This is a genomic window from Aquimixticola soesokkakensis (assembly GCF_900172375.1).
GTDB classification, from domain to species: Bacteria; Pseudomonadota; Alphaproteobacteria; order Rhodobacterales; family Rhodobacteraceae; genus Aquimixticola; species Aquimixticola soesokkakensis.
This window is the reverse complement of record NZ_FWFS01000002.1, coordinates 203147-228663: the sequence shown is the minus strand read 5'-3', so window position 1 is coordinate 228663 and position 25517 is coordinate 203147. Positions and strand designations below refer to the sequence as shown.

General features: G+C 61.7%; 25 protein-coding genes and 1 riboswitch. Of the genes, 18 read left to right on the top strand and 7 right to left on the bottom strand.

All coding sequences use genetic code 11. The features are described from left to right. Positions 1-65 precede the first annotated feature (65 nt). Positions 66-887, bottom strand: coding sequence for an ABC transporter substrate-binding protein (locus tag AQS8620_RS04030; protein WP_085835642.1), 822 nt, complete (start codon positions 885-887; stop codon positions 66-68). A gap of 300 nt (positions 888-1187) precedes the next feature. Here AQS8620_RS04030 and AQS8620_RS04025 point away from each other — a divergent pair, with 300 nt between their 5' ends. The 3 genes from AQS8620_RS04025 to AQS8620_RS04015 are packed head-to-tail and all read left to right on the top strand — an operon-like array spanning position 1188 to position 4327. After that, complete coding sequence (locus AQS8620_RS04025) at positions 1188-2084, top strand: GntR family transcriptional regulator (protein WP_085835559.1); 897 nt, start codon at positions 1188-1190, stop codon at positions 2082-2084. Beyond that, the gene (locus tag AQS8620_RS04020) at positions 2085-3338 is read left to right on the top strand and encodes a glutamine amidotransferase-related protein (protein ID WP_085835558.1); all 1254 of its coding nucleotides are present in this window, start codon (positions 2085-2087) and stop codon (positions 3336-3338) included. Between the two features lie 38 nt (positions 3339-3376). Continuing rightward, positions 3377-4327, top strand: coding sequence for a 2-hydroxyacid dehydrogenase (locus AQS8620_RS04015; RefSeq protein WP_085835557.1), 951 nt, complete (start codon positions 3377-3379; stop codon positions 4325-4327). An 80-nt stretch (positions 4328-4407) separates the two neighbouring features. Here the strand turns inward: AQS8620_RS04015 and AQS8620_RS04010 are convergent, their stop codons facing one another. From AQS8620_RS04010 to dctP, 3 genes are all read right to left on the bottom strand, one after another. Next, positions 4408-5706: a TRAP transporter large permease gene (locus tag AQS8620_RS04010; protein WP_159453194.1), complete on the bottom strand. Its 1299-nt coding sequence runs from the start codon at positions 5704-5706 to the stop codon at positions 4408-4410. A gap of 1 nt (position 5707) precedes the next feature. Next, the gene (locus AQS8620_RS04005; protein ID WP_085835555.1) at positions 5708-6226 is read right to left on the bottom strand and encodes a TRAP transporter small permease; all 519 of its coding nucleotides are present in this window, start codon (positions 6224-6226) and stop codon (positions 5708-5710) included. A 64-nt stretch (positions 6227-6290) separates the two neighbouring features. After that, the gene (gene dctP / locus AQS8620_RS04000) at positions 6291-7307 is read right to left on the bottom strand and encodes a TRAP transporter substrate-binding protein DctP (protein ID WP_085835554.1); all 1017 of its coding nucleotides are present in this window, start codon (positions 7305-7307) and stop codon (positions 6291-6293) included. Positions 7308-7811: 504 nt separating this feature from the next. Here dctP and AQS8620_RS03995 point away from each other — a divergent pair. From AQS8620_RS03995 to AQS8620_RS03925, 15 genes are all read left to right on the top strand, one after another. Beyond that, a complete protein-coding gene (locus tag AQS8620_RS03995; protein ID WP_159453193.1) occupies positions 7812-9698 on the top strand; it encodes a PD40 domain-containing protein in 1887 nt (628 codons plus the stop codon). A 277-nt stretch (positions 9699-9975) separates the two neighbouring features. Next, entirely contained in the window at positions 9976-11352 is a 1377-nt protein-coding gene (locus tag AQS8620_RS03990) for an alpha/beta hydrolase family protein (RefSeq protein WP_085835552.1), read from the top strand. A gap of 197 nt (positions 11353-11549) precedes the next feature. Continuing rightward, the gene (locus AQS8620_RS03985) at positions 11550-12455 is read left to right on the top strand and encodes a LysR substrate-binding domain-containing protein (protein ID WP_085835641.1); all 906 of its coding nucleotides are present in this window, start codon (positions 11550-11552) and stop codon (positions 12453-12455) included. A gap of 223 nt (positions 12456-12678) precedes the next feature. Next, entirely contained in the window at positions 12679-14049 is a 1371-nt protein-coding gene (locus AQS8620_RS03980) for an NAD(P)H-dependent oxidoreductase (RefSeq protein ID WP_085835551.1), read from the top strand. Then, positions 14046-14339 carry a putative quinol monooxygenase gene (locus AQS8620_RS03975; protein ID WP_085835550.1) on the top strand — a complete coding sequence of 98 codons (294 nt, stop codon included), beginning with the start codon at positions 14046-14048 and terminating at the stop codon, positions 14337-14339. The genes AQS8620_RS03980 and AQS8620_RS03975 overlap by 4 nt, the downstream gene beginning before the upstream one ends. Continuing rightward, complete coding sequence (locus tag AQS8620_RS03970) at positions 14336-15250, top strand: NAD(P)-dependent oxidoreductase (RefSeq protein WP_085835549.1); 915 nt, start codon at positions 14336-14338, stop codon at positions 15248-15250. The genes AQS8620_RS03975 and AQS8620_RS03970 overlap by 4 nt, the downstream gene beginning before the upstream one ends. A 26-nt stretch (positions 15251-15276) precedes the next feature. Further along, positions 15277-16296 (top strand): DctP family TRAP transporter solute-binding subunit, encoded by a 1020-nt coding sequence (locus AQS8620_RS03965; protein WP_085835548.1) that lies wholly within the window; start codon positions 15277-15279, stop codon positions 16294-16296. Positions 16297-16395: 99 nt separating this feature from the next. Continuing rightward, positions 16396-16884 carry a TRAP transporter small permease gene (locus AQS8620_RS03960; protein WP_085835547.1) on the top strand — a complete coding sequence of 163 codons (489 nt, stop codon included), beginning with the start codon at positions 16396-16398 and terminating at the stop codon, positions 16882-16884. Continuing rightward, a complete protein-coding gene (locus tag AQS8620_RS03955) occupies positions 16881-18152 on the top strand; it encodes a TRAP transporter large permease (protein ID WP_085835546.1) in 1272 nt (423 codons plus the stop codon). Before AQS8620_RS03960 ends, AQS8620_RS03955 begins: the two co-directional genes overlap by 4 nt. Beyond that, entirely contained in the window at positions 18149-18676 is a 528-nt protein-coding gene (locus AQS8620_RS03950) for a gluconokinase (RefSeq protein WP_200809589.1), read from the top strand. The genes AQS8620_RS03955 and AQS8620_RS03950 overlap by 4 nt, the downstream gene beginning before the upstream one ends. An 88-nt stretch (positions 18677-18764) precedes the next feature. Next, a riboswitch (TPP riboswitch) is annotated at positions 18765-18872 on the top strand. Next, the gene (locus AQS8620_RS03945) at positions 18864-19475 is read left to right on the top strand and encodes a YkoF family thiamine/hydroxymethylpyrimidine-binding protein (protein ID WP_085835545.1); all 612 of its coding nucleotides are present in this window, start codon (positions 18864-18866) and stop codon (positions 19473-19475) included. Its footprint overlaps the riboswitch before it by 9 nt. A gap of 23 nt (positions 19476-19498) precedes the next feature. After that, positions 19499-20254 carry an ABC transporter permease gene (locus AQS8620_RS03940; protein WP_085835544.1) on the top strand — a complete coding sequence of 252 codons (756 nt, stop codon included), beginning with the start codon at positions 19499-19501 and terminating at the stop codon, positions 20252-20254. Continuing rightward, a complete protein-coding gene (locus AQS8620_RS03935; protein WP_085835543.1) occupies positions 20247-20987 on the top strand; it encodes an ABC transporter ATP-binding protein in 741 nt (246 codons plus the stop codon). The genes AQS8620_RS03940 and AQS8620_RS03935 overlap by 8 nt, the downstream gene beginning before the upstream one ends. Next, positions 20984-21988 carry an ABC transporter substrate-binding protein gene (locus AQS8620_RS03930; RefSeq protein ID WP_085835542.1) on the top strand — a complete coding sequence of 335 codons (1005 nt, stop codon included), beginning with the start codon at positions 20984-20986 and terminating at the stop codon, positions 21986-21988. Before AQS8620_RS03935 ends, AQS8620_RS03930 begins: the two co-directional genes overlap by 4 nt. A gap of 228 nt (positions 21989-22216) precedes the next feature. Then, on the top strand, positions 22217-23173 hold the full coding sequence (locus AQS8620_RS03925; protein WP_085835639.1) for a LysR family transcriptional regulator: 957 nt from the start codon (positions 22217-22219) through the stop codon (positions 23171-23173). 2 nt (positions 23174-23175) lie between these two features. Here AQS8620_RS03925 and AQS8620_RS03920 read toward each other — a convergent pair whose 3' ends face one another. The 3 genes from AQS8620_RS03920 to AQS8620_RS03910 form a co-directional block, all read right to left on the bottom strand. Continuing rightward, positions 23176-23841, bottom strand: coding sequence for an amino acid ABC transporter permease (locus tag AQS8620_RS03920; RefSeq protein WP_085835541.1), 666 nt, complete (start codon positions 23839-23841; stop codon positions 23176-23178). Then, positions 23838-24515 carry an amino acid ABC transporter permease gene (locus tag AQS8620_RS03915; RefSeq protein ID WP_085835540.1) on the bottom strand — a complete coding sequence of 226 codons (678 nt, stop codon included), beginning with the start codon at positions 24513-24515 and terminating at the stop codon, positions 23838-23840. The genes AQS8620_RS03920 and AQS8620_RS03915 overlap by 4 nt, the downstream gene beginning before the upstream one ends. Positions 24516-24604: 89 nt before the next feature. Beyond that, positions 24605-25456 (bottom strand): substrate-binding periplasmic protein, encoded by an 852-nt coding sequence (locus tag AQS8620_RS03910; protein WP_200809588.1) that lies wholly within the window; start codon positions 25454-25456, stop codon positions 24605-24607. Positions 25457-25517: the final 61 nt, after the last annotated feature.

The following is a 25517-nucleotide window of genomic DNA, read 5'->3' as shown; positions in this document are numbered from 1 at the left end:
CCCCTCTGTCTGGGCGTCCTGCAGCCGTTTCGCTGCAGGACAAGGCTTCGATATGGCTGGCTGGCTCAGTGAAAGATGGACACAGAGGCAGGCAGGTTCCATTTGGCGACCAAGTCGTCGTAGGTCCCATCCGCAACGATCTGCGCCAAGGCCGCCTCAAGCGCCGCTTTGAGGTCCGCATCCCCTTTGGGAACGGCCATGCCGATGCGGGTGTCTTGCTCGAATTCCGCACCCACCGCTTCATAGGTGTCGGGCACTTTCTCGAGCAACATCACCGCACCCGGTGTGCTGTCATAAATCGCATCCGCACGCCCCTGGCGCAGGGTCAGCGCGCTGTCTTGTGCGGTTGGCAAGGTCAACACTTTGATGCCCGCCTCCCCCGCAGCAAGGCAGCGGTCATCATCCGCGCGCGCCTGGCTTTCCTGAATGCCGCCCAAGGTCACGGCGATGGTCAGGCCGCACAGCGTGTCATCGCGCCCCGTGATGCCTTTGGGGTTGCCGGCCTGAACGATCACGCGGTTTCCGATTTGCATATATTCGACGAAATCAACCTGTTCTGCGCGCGCGGGATTGATGTACATCGCCGAATTGATCAGATCGATGCGCCCCCCCTGCAGCGCGGGGATGAGGCCTTTGAACTCCATGTTCAGGGGCGCCGGCGTGGCCCCGAGTTCGGCGGCGAGGGCTGCGAACATGTCGATGTCGAAACCCGCCAGATCGCCGTCCTTGGTGAACTCGAAAGGGGCAAAGGTCGCTGCGACGCCATAGGTCAAGGCGCCTTGCGTCACCAGACCGGAGTCCGGAAGATCGACCGCCAAGGCGGGCACGGCGGCGCAAGCGCCAAGGGCAGTGGCGAAAAGGAAAGGCGTCAGTCGGGAAGTCGTCATGAAAAATACCTCTGTTGGTTTGCGCATCGGGGAGAGTGCCTTACGTGTCCACAATTGTACAAAAACACCTCATTAGTACAAACAAGCAGAAACATGATCTGCACAGGGCCTTTCGCCGCATCGCCGCCAGCCTGTCCTAAAAATGAGCATTTATCGCATTATTGCTTATTTTTTGATGCTTTTGTGCTCTGGTCGGCTCTTCCGCAGGATCGAGAGCCACAGCAATAATCAGTTTCACTTTGCGGTTGTCTAAAATTTATTGTTCGATATTACTTGTTAAGTACAATTTTGGACATGAGTATGAACGCCGCACAACAGGCCCGTTTCCACCTCGCGAACCGCATTCTCGACCTGATCATCGAGTCGCGCTTCGAGCCTGGCCATCACCTGCGCGAACAGCAGCTTGCGCTGATGCTGGGCGTATCGCGCACGCCGATCCGCGCGGCCCTTGCGCTTTTGGCGCAAAAGGGCGCGTTGGAATCCGTGCGCAACAAAGGCTATTTCCTGAACCTGCGCGCCGACCAGCTGACCCGCCTCGAAGTCGACACGCCCCCTTCCGCAACCCAGCAGATTTACACGCGGATCATGCAGGATCGCCTTGCCAAGCTGCTTCCCGAGGAGGTGTCCTTGAGTGATCTGTCCCAACGCTACGACACCGATCGCGCGATGATGCGCAACGTCTTGTCCGAGCTGGAGCGCGACGGGTTGATGGCGCGCGGCTCCGGGCGCAGCTGGTCCTTTTTGCAGACCATGCAGGACCCCGAAACCCAACAGTCAAGTTATGAATTTCGCCTGCTGCTGGAACCTCAAGGCCTGCTATTGCCAAGTTTTCGCGCGCAAAATTCTGTCCTCGAGCGGCTGCGGCTTCAGCATCTGTATTTTCACGACCATCCCAATCTGACCTCCGCCATGGGCAAACAGCTTTTTGAACTGGACGCGACCTTTCACGAAACCATCGCCGAATTTTCACGCAACAGCTTTCTGTTTCAAGCGGTGCAGCATCAAAACCGCATGCGCCGACTGCTTGAATTTGCCAGCTATGAAAACCGCGCCCGCATTCGCGAATGGTGTCGCGAACACATCCAGATCCTCGATGCAATCACCCAAAACAACCTTACTCTGGCCTCCGATTTGATGGCCCGCCACCTTGAGGGCGCGCGGCGTGCCAGCCAGGCCCAACGCAGCCGAAAGCCGTAAATGACTGTTCCCCCTGTCGCGCCCGTGCCACGCACCATTTGCCCCGTGCCACGCACCATTTACCTTGTGTCCCACACCACCCAAAGCCCGGCGCTGGACGGGATGTTGGCCGGTGTGATCGCCGCGCAGATCGGGGCGCGCATGCTCACGCTGGATACCGCTGGCGGCGGTCTCGGGGCCTTCGAGGCCTGCCAGCATGTTCTGGCCACGGGGGCGTTGACCGCCAATGGCACCTTCTGGTTCGAATGGGCAAGCGGGCAATTCGCCGCCGCGCCACTGCCCCCGAGCGTCATCGCGCAGCACCCCGACCCTGTCGTGGTCCTCCCCGTGAATGCGGCTGTGGGCGCACAGGTCGAGCTGGCCGAGCGGCTTTTGACCCTGCCTGCGCGCGGCGCTATGACGGTGCGCCAGATCGGCGTTCAGGAATGCGACGACGGTTGGCGGCTTGTGGGCGATGTGCCGCGCGACGTGCCGCGGCTGTGGTGGCGCGATGACTTTGGGCGTCCTACCCCCGACCAGCCCGCCCGCGCCACGCGCCGCCAAAGCGTGCACCTGTTGATCATCGGCGCGCAGCAGCGCCTGCGCCACACCTATCCTGCGGTGCTGGCGGCCCTTGGCGATGCCGCGCAGGCCACCAATCTGGACCTGACGCTGGACTTTTGGGACCCCGCACAAGCCCCTGACACAAGCCTGCCCGAGGCCCTCGGAACCTGTGACGGCGTCCTGTTGCCCGGCGGCGCGGATATGGCGCAGGTGGGCGGGCAGATCCGCGTTGCGCGCCACGCGCTCGCCCGTGATCTCCCGCTGCTGGGTCTGTGCCTTGGCATGCAGACCATCACCACCGCTCTGGCGCAATTGCGCGCCGGATTTAACGACGCGAATATGGCCGAAGCCGCGCCCGACGCCCAAACCAAAGTGTTTCGCCGCCTTGCCCAAAACGAAGTGTCGGGCGGATTTCGCATCGGCCTGCACGAAATGCGCGTGCTCGGCGGCACACGGCTCGCCCGGATCATGGCCGGGCGCGTCCCGCTCATCCACACCAACCATCGCTACGTGCTGGACCCCGGCCTTGTCGCGCGACTCGAAACCGTGGGGCTGCGGGTCTGTGCGCTGCAAAAAGACACGCCGCTTGTGGATGCCATCGAAGTGCCAGACCAGCGGTTTTGCCTTGGGCTGCAAGGGCACCCCGAACTCATGACACGCCGCGCCGCGCCCGCGCCCCTGTTCACGGCCTTTCTGACGGCCTGCGCGTAAAATGACCTTTGAAATTTCTCCTGCCTGAAAGCCAAACGATGTCCAAGACCTCTAAAATCGCCCTTGTCACCCGCCTGTCGGACGCCGCAGAAGACACCTGGCTGGCCCTGTTGCGCGCGGCCCTGCCCCAAGAGGACATCCAGAGCCTGCGCCACCTGCCTGCGCAAGAGGCCGCCTCGGTGGAGATCGCGATCGTGGCCAATCCCGATCCGGCAGCGTTGCAAACCCTTCCCAACCTCGTCTGGGTGCAAAGCCTCTGGGCCGGTGTCGAACGCCTTGTCGCCGAATTACCGCAGTTTACCCCGCCCATCGTGCGGCTGATCGACCCCCAGCTTGCGCGCAACATGTCCGAAGCGGCGCTGGCATGGACCTACTATCTGTTTCGCGACATGCCCGCCTATGCCGCGCATCAGCGCGCGCGCGACTGGGTGCAGGAACCCTACCGCAGTGCGCGCGAGGTCAGCGTCGGCATTCTGGGGCTGGGCGCGTTGGGCGCCGCCTCGGCGCGCCGCCTGCAAGAGCAGGATTTTAACGTCTTGGGCTGGAGCCGCAGTCAAAAGTCGCTCGAAGGCATCACCTGCCTGTCGGGCGAGGACGGGTTTGACACGCTTCTCTCGCGCAGCGACATCGTGATTTGCCTCTTGCCGCTGACCTCAACCACAACGGGCCTGCTGAACGCTGCGGCCTTTGGCAGGATGAAACAGAGCGCGGCGCTGATCAACTTTGCCCGTGGCCCCATCGTGGACACCGCTGCCCTGTGCGCGGCCCTCGATGCGCAGCAGATCAAACACGCGGTTCTCGATGTTTTCGATCAAGAGCCCCTGCCCGCCGCCTCGCCGCTCTGGACCCAGGCGGGCATCACCGTTCTGCCCCATATTTCCGGCCCCACCGATCCGCGCACAGGCGCACAGGTCGCCGCCGACAACATCCGCAAATACCGCGAGACTGGCACGATTGCGCAGAGTGTCGACCTGACGGTTGGCTATTGATCCCCCGCTTGTTTCTCGGGGCGCGGGCGCTTGGAAGCGGCTGTTTTCGCGCCTGCGGGAATGGGGGCTAGCCTGCCGCCCTAGCGGCTGAACTCCACCAGCCAGAGCGCGATCATCGGAAAGGCCAGAATGGCCACCAACCGCAACATGTCCATCACAAAGAAGGGCATCACACCGCGAAAAATCCGCATGATCGACACTTTGGGCAACATCGCCTTGAGGATGTAGACATTCATCCCGACCGGCGGGGTGATCAGGCTGATTTCGACGATGATGACCGTGACAATTCCCCACCAGACAAGGTCATAGCCCAAGGCCGCAACCACCGGCACAACCACGGGCACCGTCAGAAAAATGATCGCGAACCCGTCCAGAAAGCACCCCAGCACCATGTAAAACGCGATGAGGCATAAAATGACATGGAAGGGGGACAGCCCGAGGTTGCTGATGCCGCCCACAAGGTCGCCCGCGAGGCCGGAAATATTGACGAACTGGTTCAAGACCAAGGCCCCGGAGGCCACAAGGAAAATCATCCCCGAAATCCGTGCCGCTTCGCGCAGGCTTTCTGCCAGAACGCCAAAGGACATGCGCCCGCGCGCCACGGAGAACAAGAACGCGCCCCCCGCGCCAAAGCCTGCCGCCTCCGTCGCGGTGAAAATGCCAAACACCAGACCCAGCATCACCATGGCAAAAAGCGCCAAAACCCCCCAGACTTTGCCCAAAGCCGCAAAGCGGTCGCGCCAGCCAAAGACCGGACCCGCCGGTGCCCAGAGCGGGAACAGCCGCGCGACGATGCCACCGGCAATCACATAGAGAAACAATTGCAGCAAACCCGGCACGAGACCGGCAATGAACAGCTCGCCAATGCTTTCCTCGGTCAACAGCGCATAGACGATCAGCGCGCCGGAGGGCGGGATCAAAATACCCATCGTACCACCGGCGGCGACGGCAGCGGCGCTAAAGCCCTCGTCGTAATCCGCATCGCGCATCGGGGGCACACAAATTTTGGCCATGGTCGCCGCAGAGGCCGTCGAGGACCCCGACAAAGCCGCAAAGCCGCCGCAGGCGAGAATGGTGGCCATGCCCAAGCCGCCGCGTTTGTGTCCGATCCAGCGTTGCGCCATGCCAAACAGATCATCCGCCAGACCGGCTTTGACGACGAAAACCCCCATCATCACAAACAACGGCATGGTGGCGAATTGTTCGTTCATCGCAAGGTTGACGATTTCGCGCTCCGCGATGGAAAAGGCCGCATCAAAGCCGCGCGGATGCAACAGGGCAATCCCGCCGATACCGCAAAGAACCATCACGAATCCCAAGGGAATCCGCGTCAGTGTGATCAAGGCAACAAGCGTGCCAAAGACGATGAGAAAGGCCATTTTACTTCTTTTTCTGAGGAACGGAATGCGCACCACGAGGGGACTCGGGGCGGCTTGGGCGACGGTGATGGGTGAGGGCGCGCTCGCCGAGGAAGACCAGCGCACAGAGCAGCAAGAGCGCGCCGGCATAGACAAAGGGATAGAGCGGCACGATGTAATGCGTTCCGAGCGTCCCGATATTTTCCAACCGCGCGGCGCGATCAAACACCATCCAGACCAGCAAAGCAGTGCACAGGGCCTCGATGAGCGCGCCAAACACGCGTTCGGCTTTGCGCAGGCCCGCGGGGTACAACTCCACCAACAGCCCGACGCGGATATTGGCGTTTTCGCGCGTCACCAGGGACAGGGACGCGAAAAAGAAAATCGCCAACAGAAACGAGACCGCCTCTTGTGCGCCAAGCAGGGGACGCGAAAGCTGGCGCCCGATGCTGTCGGCGAAATTGAACCCGATCATGGCGATCATGCACAGGCCCGATACGGTTGCGCAAAAAATGTCGAGATATTTGCTGAGTTTGATCATGGGATCGACCTTTCAAAGGAAACGCCCGCGGCACGTCTGCCCCGGGCGTCTGTCATGCGCCGGATCAGTTTGCGCCGGTTTCGCGCGCCAGAACCGAGCGGTAGAAGGCCAGCGCCGCATCCGCGTCGATGCCTTTGGCGGTGGCCCGTTCTTTCCACCCCGCAATCTGCGCCTCCATTTCCGGTGTCAGCGCTTCCAGCAGGTTCGCCGGCGACTGAAGCACCGTCAGCCCGCTCATGTCGGCCTGGGCATCCGCCGCATCAAGCGCCGATCCCGTCCGTCCGGGCAGGCCGTCCGCTGCGCGCAACACCGCCGCCTGTTCCTCCGCGCCAAGCGCGTTCCAGCGCTCTTCGCTGATGGCGACCGCAAAGGACACCGACCCCAAACCGCCGGGCACGGTGGTGTAATATTTTGTGCGCTCAAGCACCTTGGCCGCCTCCGCCGATCCGGGCGTCATCACCAGCGCATCGACAAGGCCTTTGGAGACGGTTTCGAACACTTCGGGAAAGTTGGTATGCACCGGCACCGCGTCGAGCGATGAAATCACATCCGTCAGCGGGCCGTTGGGCACCCAGAATTTCGCGCCCCGCGCCGACTCCGCGCTGTCGATGGGATCGTCCAGCCCCATGATCTGGCGCCCCGGCAGCACATGGGTCGACAACAGGACAACGCCCTTGTATTCGCCCGCAGATTTGAACATCTCGCGATAGGTTTCCCACAACGCAACCGAGGCCGCCCGGGCACTGGGCGCATTGCCGGGCAAATCGGCAATGCCGTTGAGCGCCACAAGCTGCGACAGGTCGTCGGTTGCCAGAAAGGCCATATCCGCCACACCATCCAGCAACATCTCATACTGCTGGTCGCTCGGGGCGAGCGTGCTGTCGGGGATGGTGATCGTCACCTCGCCACCGCTTTGCGCCTCGATTTCGGCCGCAAAGTCGGTGAGGGCGGCTTTGCGCGACGCGTTGAACGGCGGCAGATACGAGTTGAAAATCAGATCGGTCTGCGCAAAGACCGGCGCTGCGCTGAAACTTCCCATCGCGACGACAGTCGCTGCGGTCAATGTCCGAAAGTGGTTCATAGGTTCCTCCCTAAGATGTCATTCGCAAATGGCGAGGATCGAACTGGCACGCAAAGTCGCAAAGTGATCCCCTTTGCAAGCCTGCAGTTCTGGGCTGTCGTCCTCTCGAACCAGCGGGTCTTGCCTGCGCTCCCTTACACAGATCGAACCTGTGCTTCCCTGCGCAGGAAAACCCACTGCCGCGATAGTTGTTTGTTGACCATCACGCCAAGGAGCGAAAATCATAAATTGCCCGATCGCCATCAAATATTGCCATAGTTTACGCGTCTGACGACGGCGCCAGCCTTGCGCGCGCGCACGCATTTCTTTTGGGGCTGGCTCTTTTCTCTATTGGGAGGCGGGGGCGCGGGCATGTTAGGCCAAACGCGCGGCAATGTGCCGGTCAGACAGGCTTGGCCCAGAACATCCGGTTCTGGGGGCGCTGGCGGCGCGCGATACGTCCAAAGAGACTCAGGGAGAGAGGCTCGAGGAGGAACGCGCAGAGACCGGCGGTGGAGGACCATGATGACCCAGAATGCAAAGATACAGATTGAAAAAGCAGGTGCCGGCAAGAAGGGCGTGATGCTGATGAACCGCATCGGCCCGTCCAGCTCGATCCTGTATATCTCGAACGCGGATGGCAGCGACGAGCGCGCGCTGTTTGAGGCGTCGGATTTCGACTATCACGCCAGCTTTTCGCCCGATGGTGCCTGGATCACCTTCACCTCCGAGCGCAATGGCGACGGCAATGCGGATGTGTTTCGCTGCCGCCCCGATGGCAGCGATGTGCACCCCGTTGTCGCCACCCCCGCGGTGGAGGATATTCTGGTGCTTTCGCCCGACGGGACGCAGGCGGCCTTTGTGTCCACTGCGGACGGGTTCAAAGCCAATATCTGGGTCATCGACCTTGCCAGCGGCGCGCGGCGCAACCTGACAGGCAGACCCGACATCGCCGGACAGGCCGATAGCCCCGACAGCTACCTGCGCCCCTCCTGGTCGCCCGACGGGCAGTGGCTGGTGTTTTCCTCGGATCGCAACACCGCATGGCACGGGCATTTTCAGGGCCACGGCTGGGAGCACACGCAGGTGCTGGGCATTTACGCGATCCGCGCCGATGGCAGCGGGTTTCGCCAGATTTCATTCAAAGACGACCACGCCCAAGGCACGCCCAAATTTTCCCCCGATGGCAAACGGGTGGTGTTTTACGAAATGGAGCGCGAGCACAACTGGTTCTCGCGCCGCCCCGAAAAAATCGCCAACGGAGTCTCGCAAATCGTATCGGTCGATTTCGAAACCGGCGGAGACCGGATCGAGCACACAACAGGTCCGGGTGTCAAAATCTGCCCGCAATTCATGCCAAACGGCACGGATGTTGCCTATTATCTCAAGGGCGTCGGGATGGATACGAACATCCGCGAAACCGACCTTGCGTGGATGAATTACGAAGGCCCCAAAACCGGCCTCTATTACACCTCCGGTGCCCCGCCGGTCTTTCGCGCGCTGCGCTCGCCCTGCTGGTCCCCCGATGGCACCAAAGTGATCTACGAAAAGGTCAACTTTGCATGGCGCGCGCAGGGCAAGCCCTTGTTTTCGTGGGACAAGGATTGGGAATATCGCTCAACGGATGTCTTTCCCACCGTCTCGCGCCAGGGCAAACTTGCGATCACCGAAAAGCAGAACGGCAACTCCTCGATCGTCACCTGCAACGCCGACGGTTCCAACCGCAAGCTGGTCTTCGATGTCACCGGCAAGGGGTTGAACCCGATCCAGAACAAGAAAGGTCTGGCGGGGGCGTTTCAGCCGACCTGGTCGCCCGAAGGGGACTGGATCGCCTTCGGCCTTGGTCCGTGGTTCGACGCGCGCGGCAATGCCACGGCGAAAATCATGCGGGTCAAAAGTGACGGATCGGCATGGGAAGATCTTACGGACGGCGCGCAACACGCGGGCTTTCCCAGCTATTCTGCCGACGGCAAATCCGTGGTCTACCGCGTCTGGGGCAAGAAAATGGGCCTGCGCATCGTCGATGTGGAGACCAAAGAGGTCCGCGACCTGACGACGCAGATCGACAACATGCCCTGCTGGTCACCCGATGGGGCGTGGATCACCTTTACCCGCGAATTCGGGCGCGCCGACTACCATGTCTGCGTCATTCGCCCCGATGGGTCTGACTTCAAGGTGCTCACCCAGACCCGTGCCACCGATGCCCATTCGGTTTGGACGCTGGACGGCAAAATCGCCTATTCCACCGCGCAATACGGCTTTCGCGACGAGGCGGCGATCTATGACTACACCTTCCAGCCCTATGGGCAGATCATGGTGATGGAGGCCGACGGCAGCAACAAGCGGCTGGTGACAGACAGCCTGTGGGAGGACTCGATGCCCTGTTTCATCCCCAACGACTTTTTGACCTAGCGCGCGCGGGAGGGGCATCGTGGCAGCGCGCGCGGCCATGGACCCCGATTGCAACAAACTGTAACAAGACCACCCGTTTCGTTTTTCGCCAAAAAATCACCTAACCTCTTGAAAGATATCCCTCTTAACTTTGTCACTTAACCTTACGTAAGGGAAATTATGGCTTCTGCCAGAGAGTGATTGGCGCGGCCAAGCCGATCTTGCCTAGCCTGTGGAAGTCGGCATTTGGGCGCTGTGCGGACCGTGATCAAGGAAAGCGCCCTCTAGGGAGGAAAAGATGACTTCACTGAAATCCACACGCAAACTGCGCGCGCTGGTTGCGGGTTTTGCGGCCACGACGGCGCTCGCGCCCGCTGCCGGTTTTGCACAAGAGGCTGTGACGCAGACCTTTGTGCATCTTGCGACGGGCGTACCTGCGGTGCTCTACGAGCCCGCCGAAAAAGGCCCCAAATCCGGCGTGGCCATCATGTTGATGCACTCGGGGGGCGACTATTTGAGCCATGTGGGCTGCACCGAATTGTCGCAACGCGGCTACAGCGTGCTCTGTGCGAATAATTCGACCAGCAAAACAGGGCGCAATTCCGACCTTGATATCTATCAGGCGATCAGCGAGGTCGGCAAAGGCGTCGATTACCTGCGCGGCCATGAGGGGATCGAAAAGGTCGTTCTGATGGGGCACAGCGGCGGATCGGGGCTGTTTTCGGCCTATCAGAACATCGCTGAAAACGGCGTTGCGGCCTGCCAGACCGACGCTTTGCTGATCAAATGCGAGGGCGACAAGGTTGCAGGGCTTGATCCTGCCGATGGTGTGATGTGGCTGGATCCCAACTACGGCATGAGCGTGATGGCGCTGTTCAGCCTGGATGCGGGCGTGGCCGATGAGGCCACGGGGATGATTTCCGACCCCGCGCTCGACCCCTACAACCCCGACAATGGCTACAAGGCCGATGGCACCACCACCTATCCGCCCGAATTCGTCGAGCGGTTCCAAAAAGCCGTCGGGGCGCGCAGCACCCGCATTATCGAAACCCTGCAACACCGCCTTGAGCTGATCGAAGCGGGTCATGGGTTGTTTGCGGATGACGAACCCTTCTACGTCCCGGGCGGCATGTTCGTGGGCTTCAACAACAAGCTGTTTTCCGAGGATATGAGCCTTCTTGGCCGGACCGCGAAACCCTGGCCGTTGATCCATCCCGACGGCAGCGTGGAGACGATGATCGTGCCCACCGACCGCGTGGCGCGCGGCTCTCACATGCGCACCGACGAATATATCGACGGCACAATGAAATCGACCGTCAAACGCTATCTGGGCGCTTTCGCGATCCGCACCACCGAAGATTTTGCCTATGGCGCGGACTTCATCACGGGGGTGGATTGGCACTCAAGCATCACCACACCGATTGGCAATGCCGAAGGCATCACCGTGCCGATGTTGTCGATGGGGATGACGGCGGGCTGGGAATATATCTCGGCGGAAATGATCTATGAACATGCCGCCAGCGAAGATAAATCCATCGCCTTTGTCGAGGGGGCGACCCATGTCTACACGCCCTGCGCACCCTGCGAAGAGACCCCGGGCGAATTTGGGGACACGGTGAAAACCCTGTTTGACCACGTGGATGGCTGGCTTGGCGCCCAAGGCCGTTTCTTGTGATTGAGGGGCGGGGCCGCAACACCGCCTGCGGCCCCGCCCTGTTTGTCACGCCCGTTTACCCCAGACGTTTGTTCCATGTCGCGCGGCGGCAAGGCAGGCGCAGGACCGGCAAAAGCTGTAGCCTGACTAAAATATAATTTATTCTCCTTAGAAATTTTATACTCTGCGCAGATGTCATCCGTCAGCCAGAGGTGCCCATGACCCCGTTTCGCGCGATTTCCGTTTTCCATCAGGTGGCGACGCTGAACTCTGTGTCGGCCGCTGCCGAGCAGTTGAATGTCACGCCCTCCGCCGTCACCCAGCAAATCCGCGCGCTGGAGGAACAGATCGGCACCGCTTTGGTGGTGCGTGTGGGGCGGCGCATTCGCCTGACCGAAGCGGGCGAGCGGTTCTTCGAACTGATCGCGGATCAGGTTGAAACCATCATTTCCGCGACGCAATTGATGCAGGGCAGCAAAACCGCAACGCGGCTGACCATTCGCACCACACCCACCGTCTCGACGAAATGGCTGCTGCCGCGATTGCCGCAGTTTCTGGAGGCCAATCCCGACATCGACCTGCGGCTCGACGGCACGAATGAACCCACGGATTTCAACCGCGACCACGTGGATCTCGACATCCGGCACGGCACCGGTCGCTGGGCCGGATTGCATGTCGAACCGCTGGCCGTCGAACGTTTTATGCCGGTGTGCTCGCCCAAACTTGCCGACCCGTTCTCGCTGGAGCCGGCCGATTTGCTCACCTTTCGCATGATCCGATCTGTAAAGGCACAAATCCAGTGGGAACAATGGTTTACCCATTTTGACCTGCGCGACACCGCGCTCAAGCATCACCTCTTGTTCGACCGCTCGCATATGGCCGTGGACGCGGCTGTTCTGGGCATGGGCGTGGCCTTGGAAAGCAATCTGATGATGGGGCAGGAACTGCGCGACCGCCGGTTGGTGGTGCCGGTACGTGGCGCGCCAGAGATGCTGATTTCCACGCAATGGCTTGTCTGCCCCCACACCCATATGCGCCGCAGCCGGGTGCGCAAATTCATCGATTGGGTCAAAGGCGAAGCCGCCCTGTGGCAAAGCGAAAGCGAGGCGGCAAGCCTGTCTTGATTGTGTAGTTTAACTAAATCAAAAAGCAGAAAAGTTAAATTGTTCTGCGCGGCGCGATCAGCAACCCTATGAGCAGCGAATGGCCCTGCGCCATCCGTGAGGGGAGGAGAACGCGCCGCAGCGCCTGATGGCCTATGGGCCAACAGGGACGCGTGGCCCCTTTCCCGCCAGACATAGCCCGCAGGCCCCGCAGGGTCTGCCCTACACAGACGGAGACAGGACGATGAACCTTCATTCCATGCTCGCAGAGCGCGCCGCCAACGGTCGCCCCATTCGCGTCGGCCTGATCGGCGCTGGCAAATTCGGCTCGATGGTCCTTGCACAGGCGCGCAAAATCCCCGGTTATCACATCGTCGCCGTGGCCGATCTCGACGCAGGCAAGGCCCGCGGTTCGCTGGCACGCACCGGCTGGCAGCCCGATGAATACAGCGCCACCTCCTTTGGCAACGCGATGGATACGGGGCGCACCTTTGTCACCGATGACGCCAAGGCGCTGTGCGATTTCGACGGGATCGAATGCGTGATCGAGGCCACCGGCCACCCGATTGCAGGCACCCGCCACGCGTTGATGGCGATCGAGGGCATGAAACACATCGTCATGGTCAACGTCGAAGCCGACGTGATGTGCGGTCCGCTTCTGGGCAAAATGGCCCGCGAAAAAGGCCTGATCTACTCCATGGCCTATGGCGACCAGCCCGCCTTCATGTGCGAGCTTGTCGATTGGGTCCGCTCCTGCGGTTTCGAACTGGTTTCCGCCGGCAAGGGTATGAATTTCCAGCCGGAATACCGCTATTCCACGCCCGATACGGTCTGGGGCTATTTCGGTTGGTCCGAGGAATTCGTCGCCAAGGGCGACTTTAACCCCAAGATGTACAACTCTTTCACCGATGGCACCAAAGCCGCCATCGAAATGGCCGCCGTCGCCAATGCCACCGGCCTCGATTGCTCCGACAACGGTCTGGCCTTTCCGCCCACCGGTCTGCACGACCTTGCACAGGTGTTCAAACCGCAGTCCGACGGCGGGCGGCTGGAACGCAGCAATATGATCGACATTGCCGCCTCTCAGGAACCCGACGGGCGCGAGGTGATGAACAACATCCGCTACGGCATGTTCGTGACCTTCAAGGCCCCCGATGAATACACCAAGAACTGCTTCGAGCAATACGGGCTGCTGACGGATAAATCGGGCTGGTACGGGTCGATGTGGCGCCCCTTTCACCTGATCGGCCTGGAAACCTCCGTCTCCGTCATGTCCGCCGTGTTGCGCCACGAGCCGACGGGCACCTCGAAACTGTTCCACGCCGATGCGGTCGCCACGGCGAAAAGCGATCTCAAGGCGGGCGAATTTCTGGATGGCGAGGGCGGCTTTGCCACTTGGGCGAAATCCGTTTCGGCCAGACATTCCACCGCCGTGGACGCGCTGCCGATGGGGCTGGCCCATCACGTCAAACTTAAAAACAACATCAAGCGCGACCAGATCGTGAAAATGTCGGATGTCGAATTCACGGACGATCTCGATGTGGTCGATCTGCGCCGCGAACAGGTGCGCACCATGGGCCCGGCAGCGCCCCTACGCGAAAGGGCCGACGCATGAGCTACGTAGTTCTCCCGGAATTCCACGTCACCCCCGACAATCAGGCGGCGTTTCTGGACGCCGCGCGGGCGGACGCCGAGGCGTCGGTGGCAACAGAGGCCGGATGCCTGCAATTCGATGTCATTGTCGATGACAGCGCCACGCCGATCCGCGTGATGTTCTACGAGGTCTACACCGACCGCGCGGCCTTCGAGGCGCATCTTCAGACCCCCCACCTGGCCGCGTTTCGTCAGGCGCTCGCGCTGTGCACCGAATTGCCCGTCCGCCAGTTCGAGCGGCGCGTGCCATGAGCGCGCCGCGCACCATTGCCGTGCTGGGAACGGGCCTGATGGGCGCGCCGATGGCGGTCAATCTGGCGCGCGCGGGGCATCATCTGCGCCTGTGGAACCGCGATGCGCGCAAGGCCCATGCCATTGGCGGCGGGACGCAGGTTTGCGAAACCCCCGCGCAGGCAGTTGCCCTGGCGGACATTGTTGTGGTGATGCTCTCCAGCGGACCCGTCTGCGAGGCGGTTCTGTTTGGCGACAAGGGCGTCGCCGCTTCGATGCGCGCCGGTGCGATTTTGGTGGTCATGTCCTCCATCGGGCATGAGGAGGCCTGCGACATGGCGCGGCGCGCGCGCAGCCTTGGCCTGCGCTGGATCGATGCGCCGGTGTCGGGCGGCACCAAAGGCGCACAGGAGGCCAGCCTGTCGATCATGGCCGGCGGCACCCAAGACGACGTGGCCGCCGTCACCCCCGTGTTGTCGGCCCTGGGCACCGTCACCCACATCGGCCCGCACGGCAGCGGCGCGCTGTGCAAACTGGCCAACCAGATGCTCGTCGCATCGACCATCGCCGCTGTGTCCGAGGCGCTGTTCCTTGCCAAATCCGGTGGTGCCGATCCGGCCAGGGTGCGCGCGGCCCTCATGGGCGGCTTTGCCAACTCGCGCATCCTCGAACAACACGGCGCGCGGATGATCGCGGGGGATTTCACCCCCGGAGGCCCTGCAAAATATCAGGTCAAGGACACGCAGGCAGCGCTGGATGTTGCGCAAGCCCTTGGGCTGGAGCTGCCGCTATTGACACAGGCCGATGCGCTTTTTAGCGACCTCGTGGCCCATGGCGGTGCGGATCTGGACCACAGTGCGCTGCTTCTCGAACTGGAACGCCGCAACGCGACCCCGCCATCCAAAGAGGTCGCGCTGCCCCGAAAACTTTGAAACCGTCAAACTGGGAGGAGACCCGAATGACCCATTTCATCACCCGCCGCACGCTTGTGCAAAGCGCTGTCGCATTTGCCACAGCCGCCACGCTTTTGGCCGCGCCCGCAGCGCAGGCCGCAACCCAGCTGCGCCTTGCGGTGCCCGATCCGGCCGACAGTTCTGTCGGTCAGGCCGCCAGCCGATTTGCCGCGCTCGTGAGCGAAAAAACCGACGGCGAAGTCAGCTTTCAGGTCTTTCCCGATGGCATTCTGTTTGGCAAAGACCAAAATGCCGCCGTCAACCAACTTGGATCGGGCGCGCTGGACGGGCTGATCCTTGCCAGCTCGGTTTACGCCAGTTTCGAACCCAAAATGAACGCGATTTCGCTGCCCTATCTCTTTGCCGATTACGACCAGTTGCAGGGATATCTGTCCGGAGAGCCGGGAGAGGACCTGTTGGCATCGCTCGAACGCTTCGACATCCACGGCCTCGGGTTTTTCCTGCGCACTTTTCGCAACGTGACCAGCCGGGACACCGCGATCACGACGGCCGCCGATTTTGACGGGCTGACATTGCGCACCCCCAACAATCCGCTGTTTGTCTCCTTGTTTGATGCGCTTGGCGCGAACCCCACGCCGATGGCCTTTTCCGAGGTCTATTCGGCGCTGCAACTCAAAGCGATCGACGGTCAGGAAAACCCCGTCGAAGTGCCGCTCAACAACCGCTTTTACGAAGTGCAGGGCCATTTGAACATGACCCAGCACCTTGCCGACAGCTTCCTTTTGGCGCTTTCGGACGCGGCTTGGGACAAAATCCCCCAAGAGTTCCACGCCGCCGTGCAGGCCGCCGCCGATGAGATGATCCTTGAACACGATGCGCAGGAAATTGCACAAGAGGCCGAAATCATTGCACAACTCGAAGCGCAGGGTATGCAGGTCAACCGTTTTGCCGAGGGCGAATTGGCCAAGGTGCAAGAGATCGCGCGCGGCATCTATCCCCAGTTCGAGGATCAGATCGGCGCGGATTTCATGCAAATGAGCATCGCCTTCACGGCACAAAACTGACGCGACAGCGCCCCTGCACAAATGAATTGACGGTTGTGCCGCCAAAGGGTGGCACAACCCCTCTTGTGCCTTTTCAACTTTCTACGCGCGGAGAAAAATATGCCCTTAATTGACAAAGCGCTCTGGCGACTGGTGGATGTCATTCTGCTGATCGCCGTGCTCGGCATGGTCTGCCTGATCGGGTTGCAAGTCGGGTCGCGGCTGCTTGGCAACTCCCTGCCCTGGACCGAAGAATTGTCGCGTTTCTTTTTCATCTGGACGATCTGGCTGGGGCTGGCGGCGGGCTTTCGCAACGGCCAACATCCGCGCGTCACCATTGTGAGCGACCTTGCCCAAAGCCGCCGTCTGCGCCGCGTGCTGGATCTGATCCCCGCGCTGGCCGCGGCCGTGCTTTTTGCCATTGTGACACGCCACGGCTGGGATTTGCTGTGGCAACAGGTGCGCTTTGGCGAAACCTCGGCCATTTTGCAAATCGGCATGTGGATCGCGTCCCTGCCCATCGTTTTGGGTGGCGCGCTGGCCGTCATCGGCGCCCTGATCCACGGGATCGCCGCGCCCGCCCCAAACGCCCAAGGAGCCGCAACATGAGCCTGACGTTACTGGGAATTTTCGCCGTTCTCGCAGCGCTTGGCGTGCCTTTGTCGGTCGCGCTCGGACTGGGGACCGTGACGGCGATGGTCGTGTTTGACCTGCCGCTGTCGATGCTGACGCAATCGCTTGCGACCTCGATCAATTCGTTTTTGCTGATCGCTGTGCCGTTGTTTATTCTCGCGGGACAAATCATGGAACGCGGCGGGCTGTCGGAGCGCATTTTCGACGCCGCCGAGGCCGTTGTAGGCCGGTTTCGTGGCGGGCTTGGCCATGTCAATATTGCGTCCTCATTTGTCTTTGGAGGAATTTCGGGATCGTCGGTGGCCGACATTGCAAGCCTTGGACCGATCACCATCCGCTCCATGACCCCGCGGGGCTATCCGCTTCCCTATTCTGCCGCTTTGACCTTGATCACGGCGACACTTGCAACGCTTGTGCCCCCGTCGATCCTGATCATCGTCGCGGCCTCTGCATCCGGGCAATCGGTGGGGGGCGCTCTGGCGGGCGGTTTGGGACCGGGTCTGTTGCTGGCAGGGGCTTTGGCACTCTACAACTCTGTTATTTCACGCAAACGCGGCTATGGAACCATCACCGGCTTTGACCGCAAAGCCTCCGCCCGCGCGTTTTTGCGGGCCTTGCCATCGGTGGGGGCGCCGGTGATCATCCTCACCGGCATGTTCTCGGGCATCGTCACGCCCACCGAAGCCGCCGGGCTTGCGGTGATCTACACCCTGCTTGTTGCGGGGCTGGTTCACCGCGAAATCGGCCTGCGTGATCTGGTCGAACTGGCCATTCTGGCAGGGCAGCTCGCAGGCACGGTCCTGCTGATCCTGATGGTGGCCTCGGCGGCGACATTTGTGTTCACCGTTGATCTGCTGCCCCAGAAAGCGTCGGGCCTTCTGGCGGGGTTCACCGGATCGCCCTTTGTCACCCTGCTGTTGATGGGACTGGTGTTCCTGATCGTCGGCATGTTGATGGATATCGTCGCAGCGGCCCTGATGTTGATCCCCGTCCTGATGCCCGCGGCCGTCAGCGCCGGAATTGACCCAATGCATTTCCTGATCTTCATGGTCACCTGCCTGGCGGTCGGCCTTGCCTCGCCGCCCGTGGGCACCTGCCTGTTCGCGACCGCCTATGTGTCCAAAGTTCCCACCGAACGCCTCGTGGTCGCGGCCCTGCCGTTTTACGCAATCAATTCGCTCGTGCTGTTGCTTGTGGCCGCCTTTCCGCAGATCATCTTGTGGCCAATGGAGCTTTTGACATGACCACACCGACCAAAACCGCGCGCCGCATCATCGTGATGGGGGTGAGCGGCTGCGGGAAATCCACCATCGGACAGGCGCTCGCGACCGCTTTGGGCCTGCCCTACCTTGAGGGCGACGACCTGCACCCGCCCGCCAATGTCGCGGCCATGTCGGCGGGAACGCCGCTGACGGATGCGATGCGCGCGCCCTGGCTGGACCTGATCCGCAGCGCCATGAGCGAAAGCCTGACGCGCAGCACGGGCGTTGTCGCCAGTTGTTCGGCGCTCAAACGCAGCTATCGCGATCAGTTGTCGCGCGAGGGGGCGGTGTTTTTCGTCCATCTTGCGCTGAGCCCGCAGGAGGCGGTGGCGCGCATGTCACAACGCCCCGGCCATTTCATGCCCGCCTCCCTCGCCGCCAGTCAGGCCCAAACCCTTCAAGCGCTTGAACCCGACGAAGCCGGCGTGACGCTGGAGGCGGTCCGCCCCGTCGCCGATCTGGTCGCACAGGCGCGCGCTGCGCTGGATCAGCACTGCCTGACCTGAGGCGCAGCAGCGGCGCGAGACGGCGGTCTGGCCGTTGTGGAGCGCCCCGTTTTCGCGCTTGACACCCGAGGCGTCTCGCCCCAGCTTGCGCCACATCCAGGGGTGCTCCGAGACGGGGCTGAGATGCGCAAGCGGCGCGAACCCTTCACAGCTGATCCGGACAATGCCGGCGGAGCGAGGGAAACCTATGTTTATTGGCGCACAAGTGTCGCTCTATCCGATGACATCGGATTTTGTTCCAGTCATCCTGTCGGGGCTGCAAGCCCTTGAGCCTTATAAAAAAGATCTGAGAATCGAAACGGACGACATCTCGACCTTGATGGTGGGATCGCCCGATCCCCTGTTTGATGCGCTGCGCGATTTCTTTGCGCGCGCCGCCAAGGAACCCGCGCATGTGACCATGCATTGCACCGTGTCGCGCGGCTGTCCGGGCGAACCCGACGACCCCAATTGCCGCTGCGATATTCTGGCCGTCGGGCAAAGCCTGCCGCTTGAGGTTCGTCAGGCCAAGGCACAGGAGGCCGTCGCGCAGGCGGCTTCTGCGGGCGTTGAAATCGATGTGCAGTTTTCACTCTATGTGCTGGGCCAAGACCGCCACATGGACGAAATTTACGGCTGCATCGCGTTTCTCAAAAGCTCGGGCACATTTCTGAAATCCAAAAACTTCTGCACCCGGCTGCGCGGGGATGCGGGGGCGGTTTTTGAAACCCTGCGACAGGCGTTTTTGCGCTTTGGCCCCGCGCAGGGCCATGTGACCCTTGATCTGACCGCCTCCGCCAACAGCCCCAGCCGCCGCTGAATATCCCGACAGGATTTTGCCTGATGCTTGCACGTTGTTTGCCGGCGCTGGTCCTTGCTGCCCTCGTTTTGGCGGTCTGGGAAGTAAGCTGCGCCGCACTTGCCCTGTCGCCGTTGATTTTGCCGCCCCCAAGCGGCGTTGCAACCGCGCTTTTTGTGAACCGCAGCGAGATTGCGCGCCACGCCGTTGCGACCCTGATGGTGGCGGGGCTGGGCTTTTCCCTCTCGATAGGATTTGCCTGGGTGACCTCGGTGGCGCTGTATTTCGCGCCGCTCGCCCGCCGCGCCCTCATGCCGCTCTTTGTGGTCAGCCAGACGGTGCCCTTGGTTGCCCTCGCGCCCTTGATGATTTTGTGGTTCGGATTTGGCCTCTTGCCCAAAGTGCTTCTGGTCATTCTTGTTACGTTTTTTCCCATTCTTCTCAGCCTGTTGTCGGGGTATCGCCAAACGCCGCCCGCCTTTGTCGACCTGTTGGTGTCGATGGGGGCATCGCGCTGGACGGTGTTCTGGCGCGCCTGTCTGCCCGCAGCGCGCGCCGCCTGTCTGGCAGGTTTGCGCATTTCAGCGACCTATGCCTTTGTCGCGACGATCTTTGCCGAATACGCGGGCGCGCGACGCGGGCTTGGCATCTATATCCTGATGGCCAAAAACAACTTTCGCGCCGATCTTGTGCTGGCTGCGGTGGCCCTGTCGGCGCTGCTGACCCTTGCCCTCTTGGGACTGATCCACCTTGTGGATCGGGCCAGCCAGCGCGGCCCACAGGAGCGCCGTGATGCTTGAGCTGCGCGGTCTTACGATCACCACTCCCGCGCGCGCCATTGTGCGCGACCTGACCCTGACGCTGCGCGCGGATGAGGTCACGGCCCTGATCGGCCCCTCGGGCTGCGGGAAAACCTCGGTGCTGAAATGGCTGTCGGGCATCCTTGCCCCCCCGTTGCAGGCGACGGGCACGCTGTTTCTGGACGCAGCCCCCATCACCTGCCCCCATCCCGTTCTTGCCTATCAGCCCCAGCAGGATGCGCTGTTTCCCTGGCTGACCATTGCGCAGAACGCTGCTTTGGGGTTGGAAATCGCGGGGCTAAGCCGCTCGGCGGCCCGCGCCCGTGTCGCCCCGCTTTTTGGGGTCTTCGGCCTTGCGGGCTGCGAAGATCACTATCCCGCGCAGCTGTCGGGCGGGATGCGCCAGAGGGCGGCCTTTTTGCGCACCATCGTGCAAGACAGCCAGTTTGTGCTTTTGGATGAACCATTTAGCGCGCTTGATGCGGTGACGCGGTTGCACATGCAGGCTTGGCTTTTGGCGCGATTGGCCGAACGGCCACGCGGGCTGCTGATGGTCACCCATGATTTGTTCGAGGCAACGGGACTTGCCGACCGCATCCTTGTGATGTCTGCAAGCGGCGCAATTTTGCGCGACATCCCCGTTCCAATCCCCCCAAAACACCGCAGCCAGGCGGCCCTTGCCACGCTGCGCGACACATTGAAAACGCTTTTGACAAAGGACCCTTTCCCATGATCCGCACCTTGTTTTTATCGGCCCTGCTGACCATTCCCCTCTGCCTGCCCGCCGCGGCGCAGGCCCAGACCGCTGCGCTGCGCGAGGTCACGATGGCGCTGGATTGGACGCTCAACACCAACCACATCGGGCTGGTGGTGGCCAAAGAAAAGGGGTTCTACGCCGATGCGGGGCTTGCGGTTGATCTGCTGCCCTATTCCGACACCAGCTCGACCGCGCTTCTGGCCGCAGGCATTGCGGATTTCGCCTATCTCACCTCACTCGGGTTTATGGGGGCCAAGGCGGGCGGTGCGGATATCGTCGCGCTTTGGGCCACGATGCAGCATGAAACCGGCCGCCTCGTTTACAACAGCGACAACACCGCCATCACCCGTCCTGCCGATCTGACCGGCAAAACCTACGCCGGATTTGGCAGCAATTGGGAAGCGGCGCTGATTGGCACGATGATCGAAAACGACGGTGGCGATGCGACCTATGACACCGTGACGCTTGGCACGGGCGCCTATGAGGCGCTGGCCGCGGGAGCGGTTGATTTCACGCTGGAAGTGGCCACCTGGGAAGGGGTGAATGGCACGCTTTTGGGGCGCAAACAGTCCAGTTTTGCCTATAGCGACTATGGCATTCCCGACCAGCAGAACGGCTATATCGGCGCGCGCAGCGAAACGCTGGCCCAAGCCCCCGATCTGGTGGCGGCCTTTATGCAGGCCACACAGGCGGGCTACGTTTGGGCCGCGGATCACCCCAAAGAGGCGGCCCGGCTTTTGATCGCCACCGGCGACTTTCCCAATCCCGCCCTTGTCGAAGGCTCGCTGGATATGATTGCTGCGGGGGGATACCTGCGCGACGGCGACACAGCCGTGGGCAGCATCGACCCCGAGCGCTTTGAAAAAATGGCGACGTTCCTGTTTGACACCAATGTTCTGACAGGCGCGGGCGGCGTGCCGCTGGAATGGCCCGGCACGGTGTCCGATTGGTACGATCAAAGCTGGATGGGGCAATAACCCGCCGCGACGGGGACGCGCAGAAATCAGGCACGTCCCCACAAACCTGCCCACGCGCAGGGCGCAGGGCGCAACACTGATGGCCGATCCCCTCGGGATGTCTTATACAGGGCGCGGAGCGCAGCGACGCATCACGACGGGGCAAGATGGGGCAGAATATCAACCTGCCACGCTTTGGCCGCCCGCCCACCTGTGTTCGCCCGCCTGCATTGTTCGATTGGGAACCGCATGTCCAAAGACGCAAAACTGCATGCGCATCGCTTGCTCAGCTATCCCGGTGTGACCCTGCGCCATCTTGAAATATTTGCCAAGATGATGAGCGGCTCGACCACCGCCGAGGTGGCCGAAACCCTCGGGGTCAGCCAACCCGCCGTCTCCGTCAGCATCCGCCAGCTCGAGGAAACCTTGGGGCTGGTGCTTTTCGAACGCAGCGGGCGGCGCCTGTCGCCCACGGATACGGCGGTGCTTTTGAATGAGGATGTCAGTTCGGTGATGCTGGCGCTGCGCGGGTTTTCGCGCCGTGCCGCCGATCTGTCCCAAGGGGTGACGGGGCGCTTGCGCATTGTGTCCACGCCGCCGTTGGGATACTCCCATGCCCCCGAGGCGCTTGCGCGGCTCTATGAACATTTCCCTGCCCTGTCAGCGTCTTACGATGTGCGGCGCATTTCCGAAGTCTACACAGCCGTGCAAACCGGCGAGGCCGACATCGGCCTTGCGGTGTTTGACGGCAACCGCGACACCGCGCTGCAAATCACCCCGATCCACAAGACCCGCATGGTGGCCCTCGTGCCCAGCGACAGCGATCTGGCCAGCGCCCATCTGGTGGCCCCCGAAGACCTCAAGGCGCGGCCCTATATCGGCCTTGAGAACGACAGTATTTTCGGACAGGTCATCCGCTCGTCGTTTCGCGCGCGCGCGGTGGCCTATGACCCGCGCATCGAGGTGCGCTTTTGTGCGACGGCCGCCGCCCTTGTGGAACAGGGGATTGGCGTGGCCATGGTCGATCCCTATTCGGCATCGTCCTACAGCTTTCCCAATGTGGTGCGCCTGCCCTTTGCGCCTGCCATCGAGGTCTCGGCCTGCGTGGTCACGCGGCGCGGCATCCCCCATTCCAGCCAGCTGCGCACCTTCACAACCCTGCTCAAGGACGTGCTGCACCAAAAGGAACTCAGCCTCCCGCTTTAGGCCTACCAGCCGGTGCGGCGTTCCTGAATCTGCGAGGTGATGCGCACCAGCGGCCAGAGCGCAAAGAAATAGATCGCCGCCGCCACGATCAGCGGCGTGGCATTATAGGTCAGGCTTTGGGCCTGCATCGCGGATTTCAACAATTCATGCAGCGCCACCACCGAGGCAATCGAGGTCAGTTTGACCAGTTCGATGACATTGGACATCAGATCGGGAAAGACGTTGCGCACCGCTTGGGGCAAGACGACAAGGATCATCGCCTGGGGCCCCGACAGACCGGTGGCGCGCGCCGCCTCCAGCTGGCCCTTGTCCACGGAGGCAAAACCGCCGCGAAAAATCTCGCTGGCGTAGCTTGAGGTGTTGAGCGTCAGCGCCAGTGCGGCAGCCGCGAAGGGCGCAATGTCAAACCCCGCAAAAGGCAAGCCGTAGAACAGGAACATCAACAGCACGAGCGGCGGAAAGGCCCGCATCACATCGACATAAAGGCGAACCGCCCAGGCCAGAACAGGATGGGTCGTGCGCCCCAAAAGCGCAATCGCCAAACCGCCCAGCATCATCAAAGGCACCGACACGAGCGCCAGAAGCACGGTCATTTCAATCCCGTTGACGATGATCGGCCAGGTGCGTTGCAACACGGCCAGATTGAAAAACTGATCGGTGAAATTCATTTGTACACACCTTGTGCAAAGCGGCGTTCCATCCAGCGCGTGACCTGCACGAAGGGAAGGAAGATCATCAGGTAAATCGCCGCCGTCAGGGTAAAGACCGACGGGTTCGCGAGGTCGGATTGCAGTTTCGATGTCACCGCGAGCAATTCGGGAGCGGCGACCACCGCGCCAAGGGTGACGCCTTTGGTCACCCCTATCGAGCGGTTGGTAAGGGGCGGGATCGACAGGCGCAGGACCTGGGGCACCGCGATCAAAAACAGCGTCTGGTTATAGCTCAGCCCCGTGGCCCGCCCAGCTTCCCAATGGCCCTTGGGCACCGCGCGAAACGCGCCCCAGAACACTTCTTCGGCCACCGCCGATAACACGCAGGCCATCGACAGCACCGTTGCCCAAAAGGACGACAGCGTCAGCCCCGTCATCGGCAGCGCGAAATAGACCAGCACGATGATGACCAAGGCAGGCACGGCGCGAAAAAAGTCGATCCACAGGATCAACAGCCAGTTCAGCGGGCGGATGCCGTACAAGCGGAGGATGGCCAGCAAAAGCCCCATCGGCAGGCCGATCATCAGGGTCAGCGCCGCCATGCGCAGCGTCACCCAGATCCCGCCAAGGATAACAGGCCAGGCACCGGGAAGAAAATCGAACCGGAAAAAGGTGTTGAGAAAGTGGTCCATGGGGCCTCGAAATCTGGGGGCAAAGCGCGAAAAATCGGGGGGGGATCGAGAGCAGCCCCCGATCCCCGTTCAGTCTGTGCGCCGCTGGCTTACCCGCAGGTCAGCTCATGCGGGGTCTCGTCGTAGCCCTCAAAGCCGGGCGCGCCGAAACCGGGATAGATCGTGGCGGAGGCCGACCCTTCGGGGGGCAGAACGCCGAACCATTTTTCAAAGATCTGCGCAAAAGTGCCATCGGATTTCAGACATTCGAGCGCCAGCTCGACCTCGTCGCGAAAGGCCACGTCATCCTTGCGAAAGAAAAAGGACACATTGAGGCCCACGGGGATGGTAAAGGCCACCTCGACCGCGGGGGTCTGCGCGGCGACATAACGGCTCGCGGATGCATCGGCCATCGTGCCATAGGCGCGCCCCGACATCACAGCGCGCAGGGCGTCGGGTTGGGAATTGTAGCGTTCCACGCTAAAGCCGTATTCCTCGGCCCATTCGGTTGCTTCCTTGTCGGCGCCCGACCCGTTGTTGACGGCGATCACCTTGCCCGTCAATTCCTCCAGCGATCCCACGCCCTCGCCCTTGCGGGTCAGAACCGAACTTTCGGTGGACAGATAGGGTTCGGAGAACAGCATGGTTTCGGCGCGCGCCTCGGTGCCATTCACCGGCGCGACGATCAACTCGTAGCGATCGGCCTGCAAGCCTGCAAAGATCGACGAAAAGGGCGTATCGACCGGCTCAAAGGCGGGGCGACCCATCTGCGCGGCAAGAGCAATCGACAGATCATAGGTAAAGCCGGTGGTGTTGCCATCGTCGCCGGTGAACACGAAGGGGGCAAAGCCGCCGTCATAGGCCGCTTTTAGCGGCGCAGCGGAGTCGTGGCTTTGGGCCATTGCCGCCGGAGCGGCCAAAAGCGCAAGCGCGCAGATGATTGATTTCGTGACGTTTTTCAAAATTTTAGCTCCTGTTGGGGATCGATGCTGGGCCATTGGGCCGCAGCCAGGGAAAAGCAGC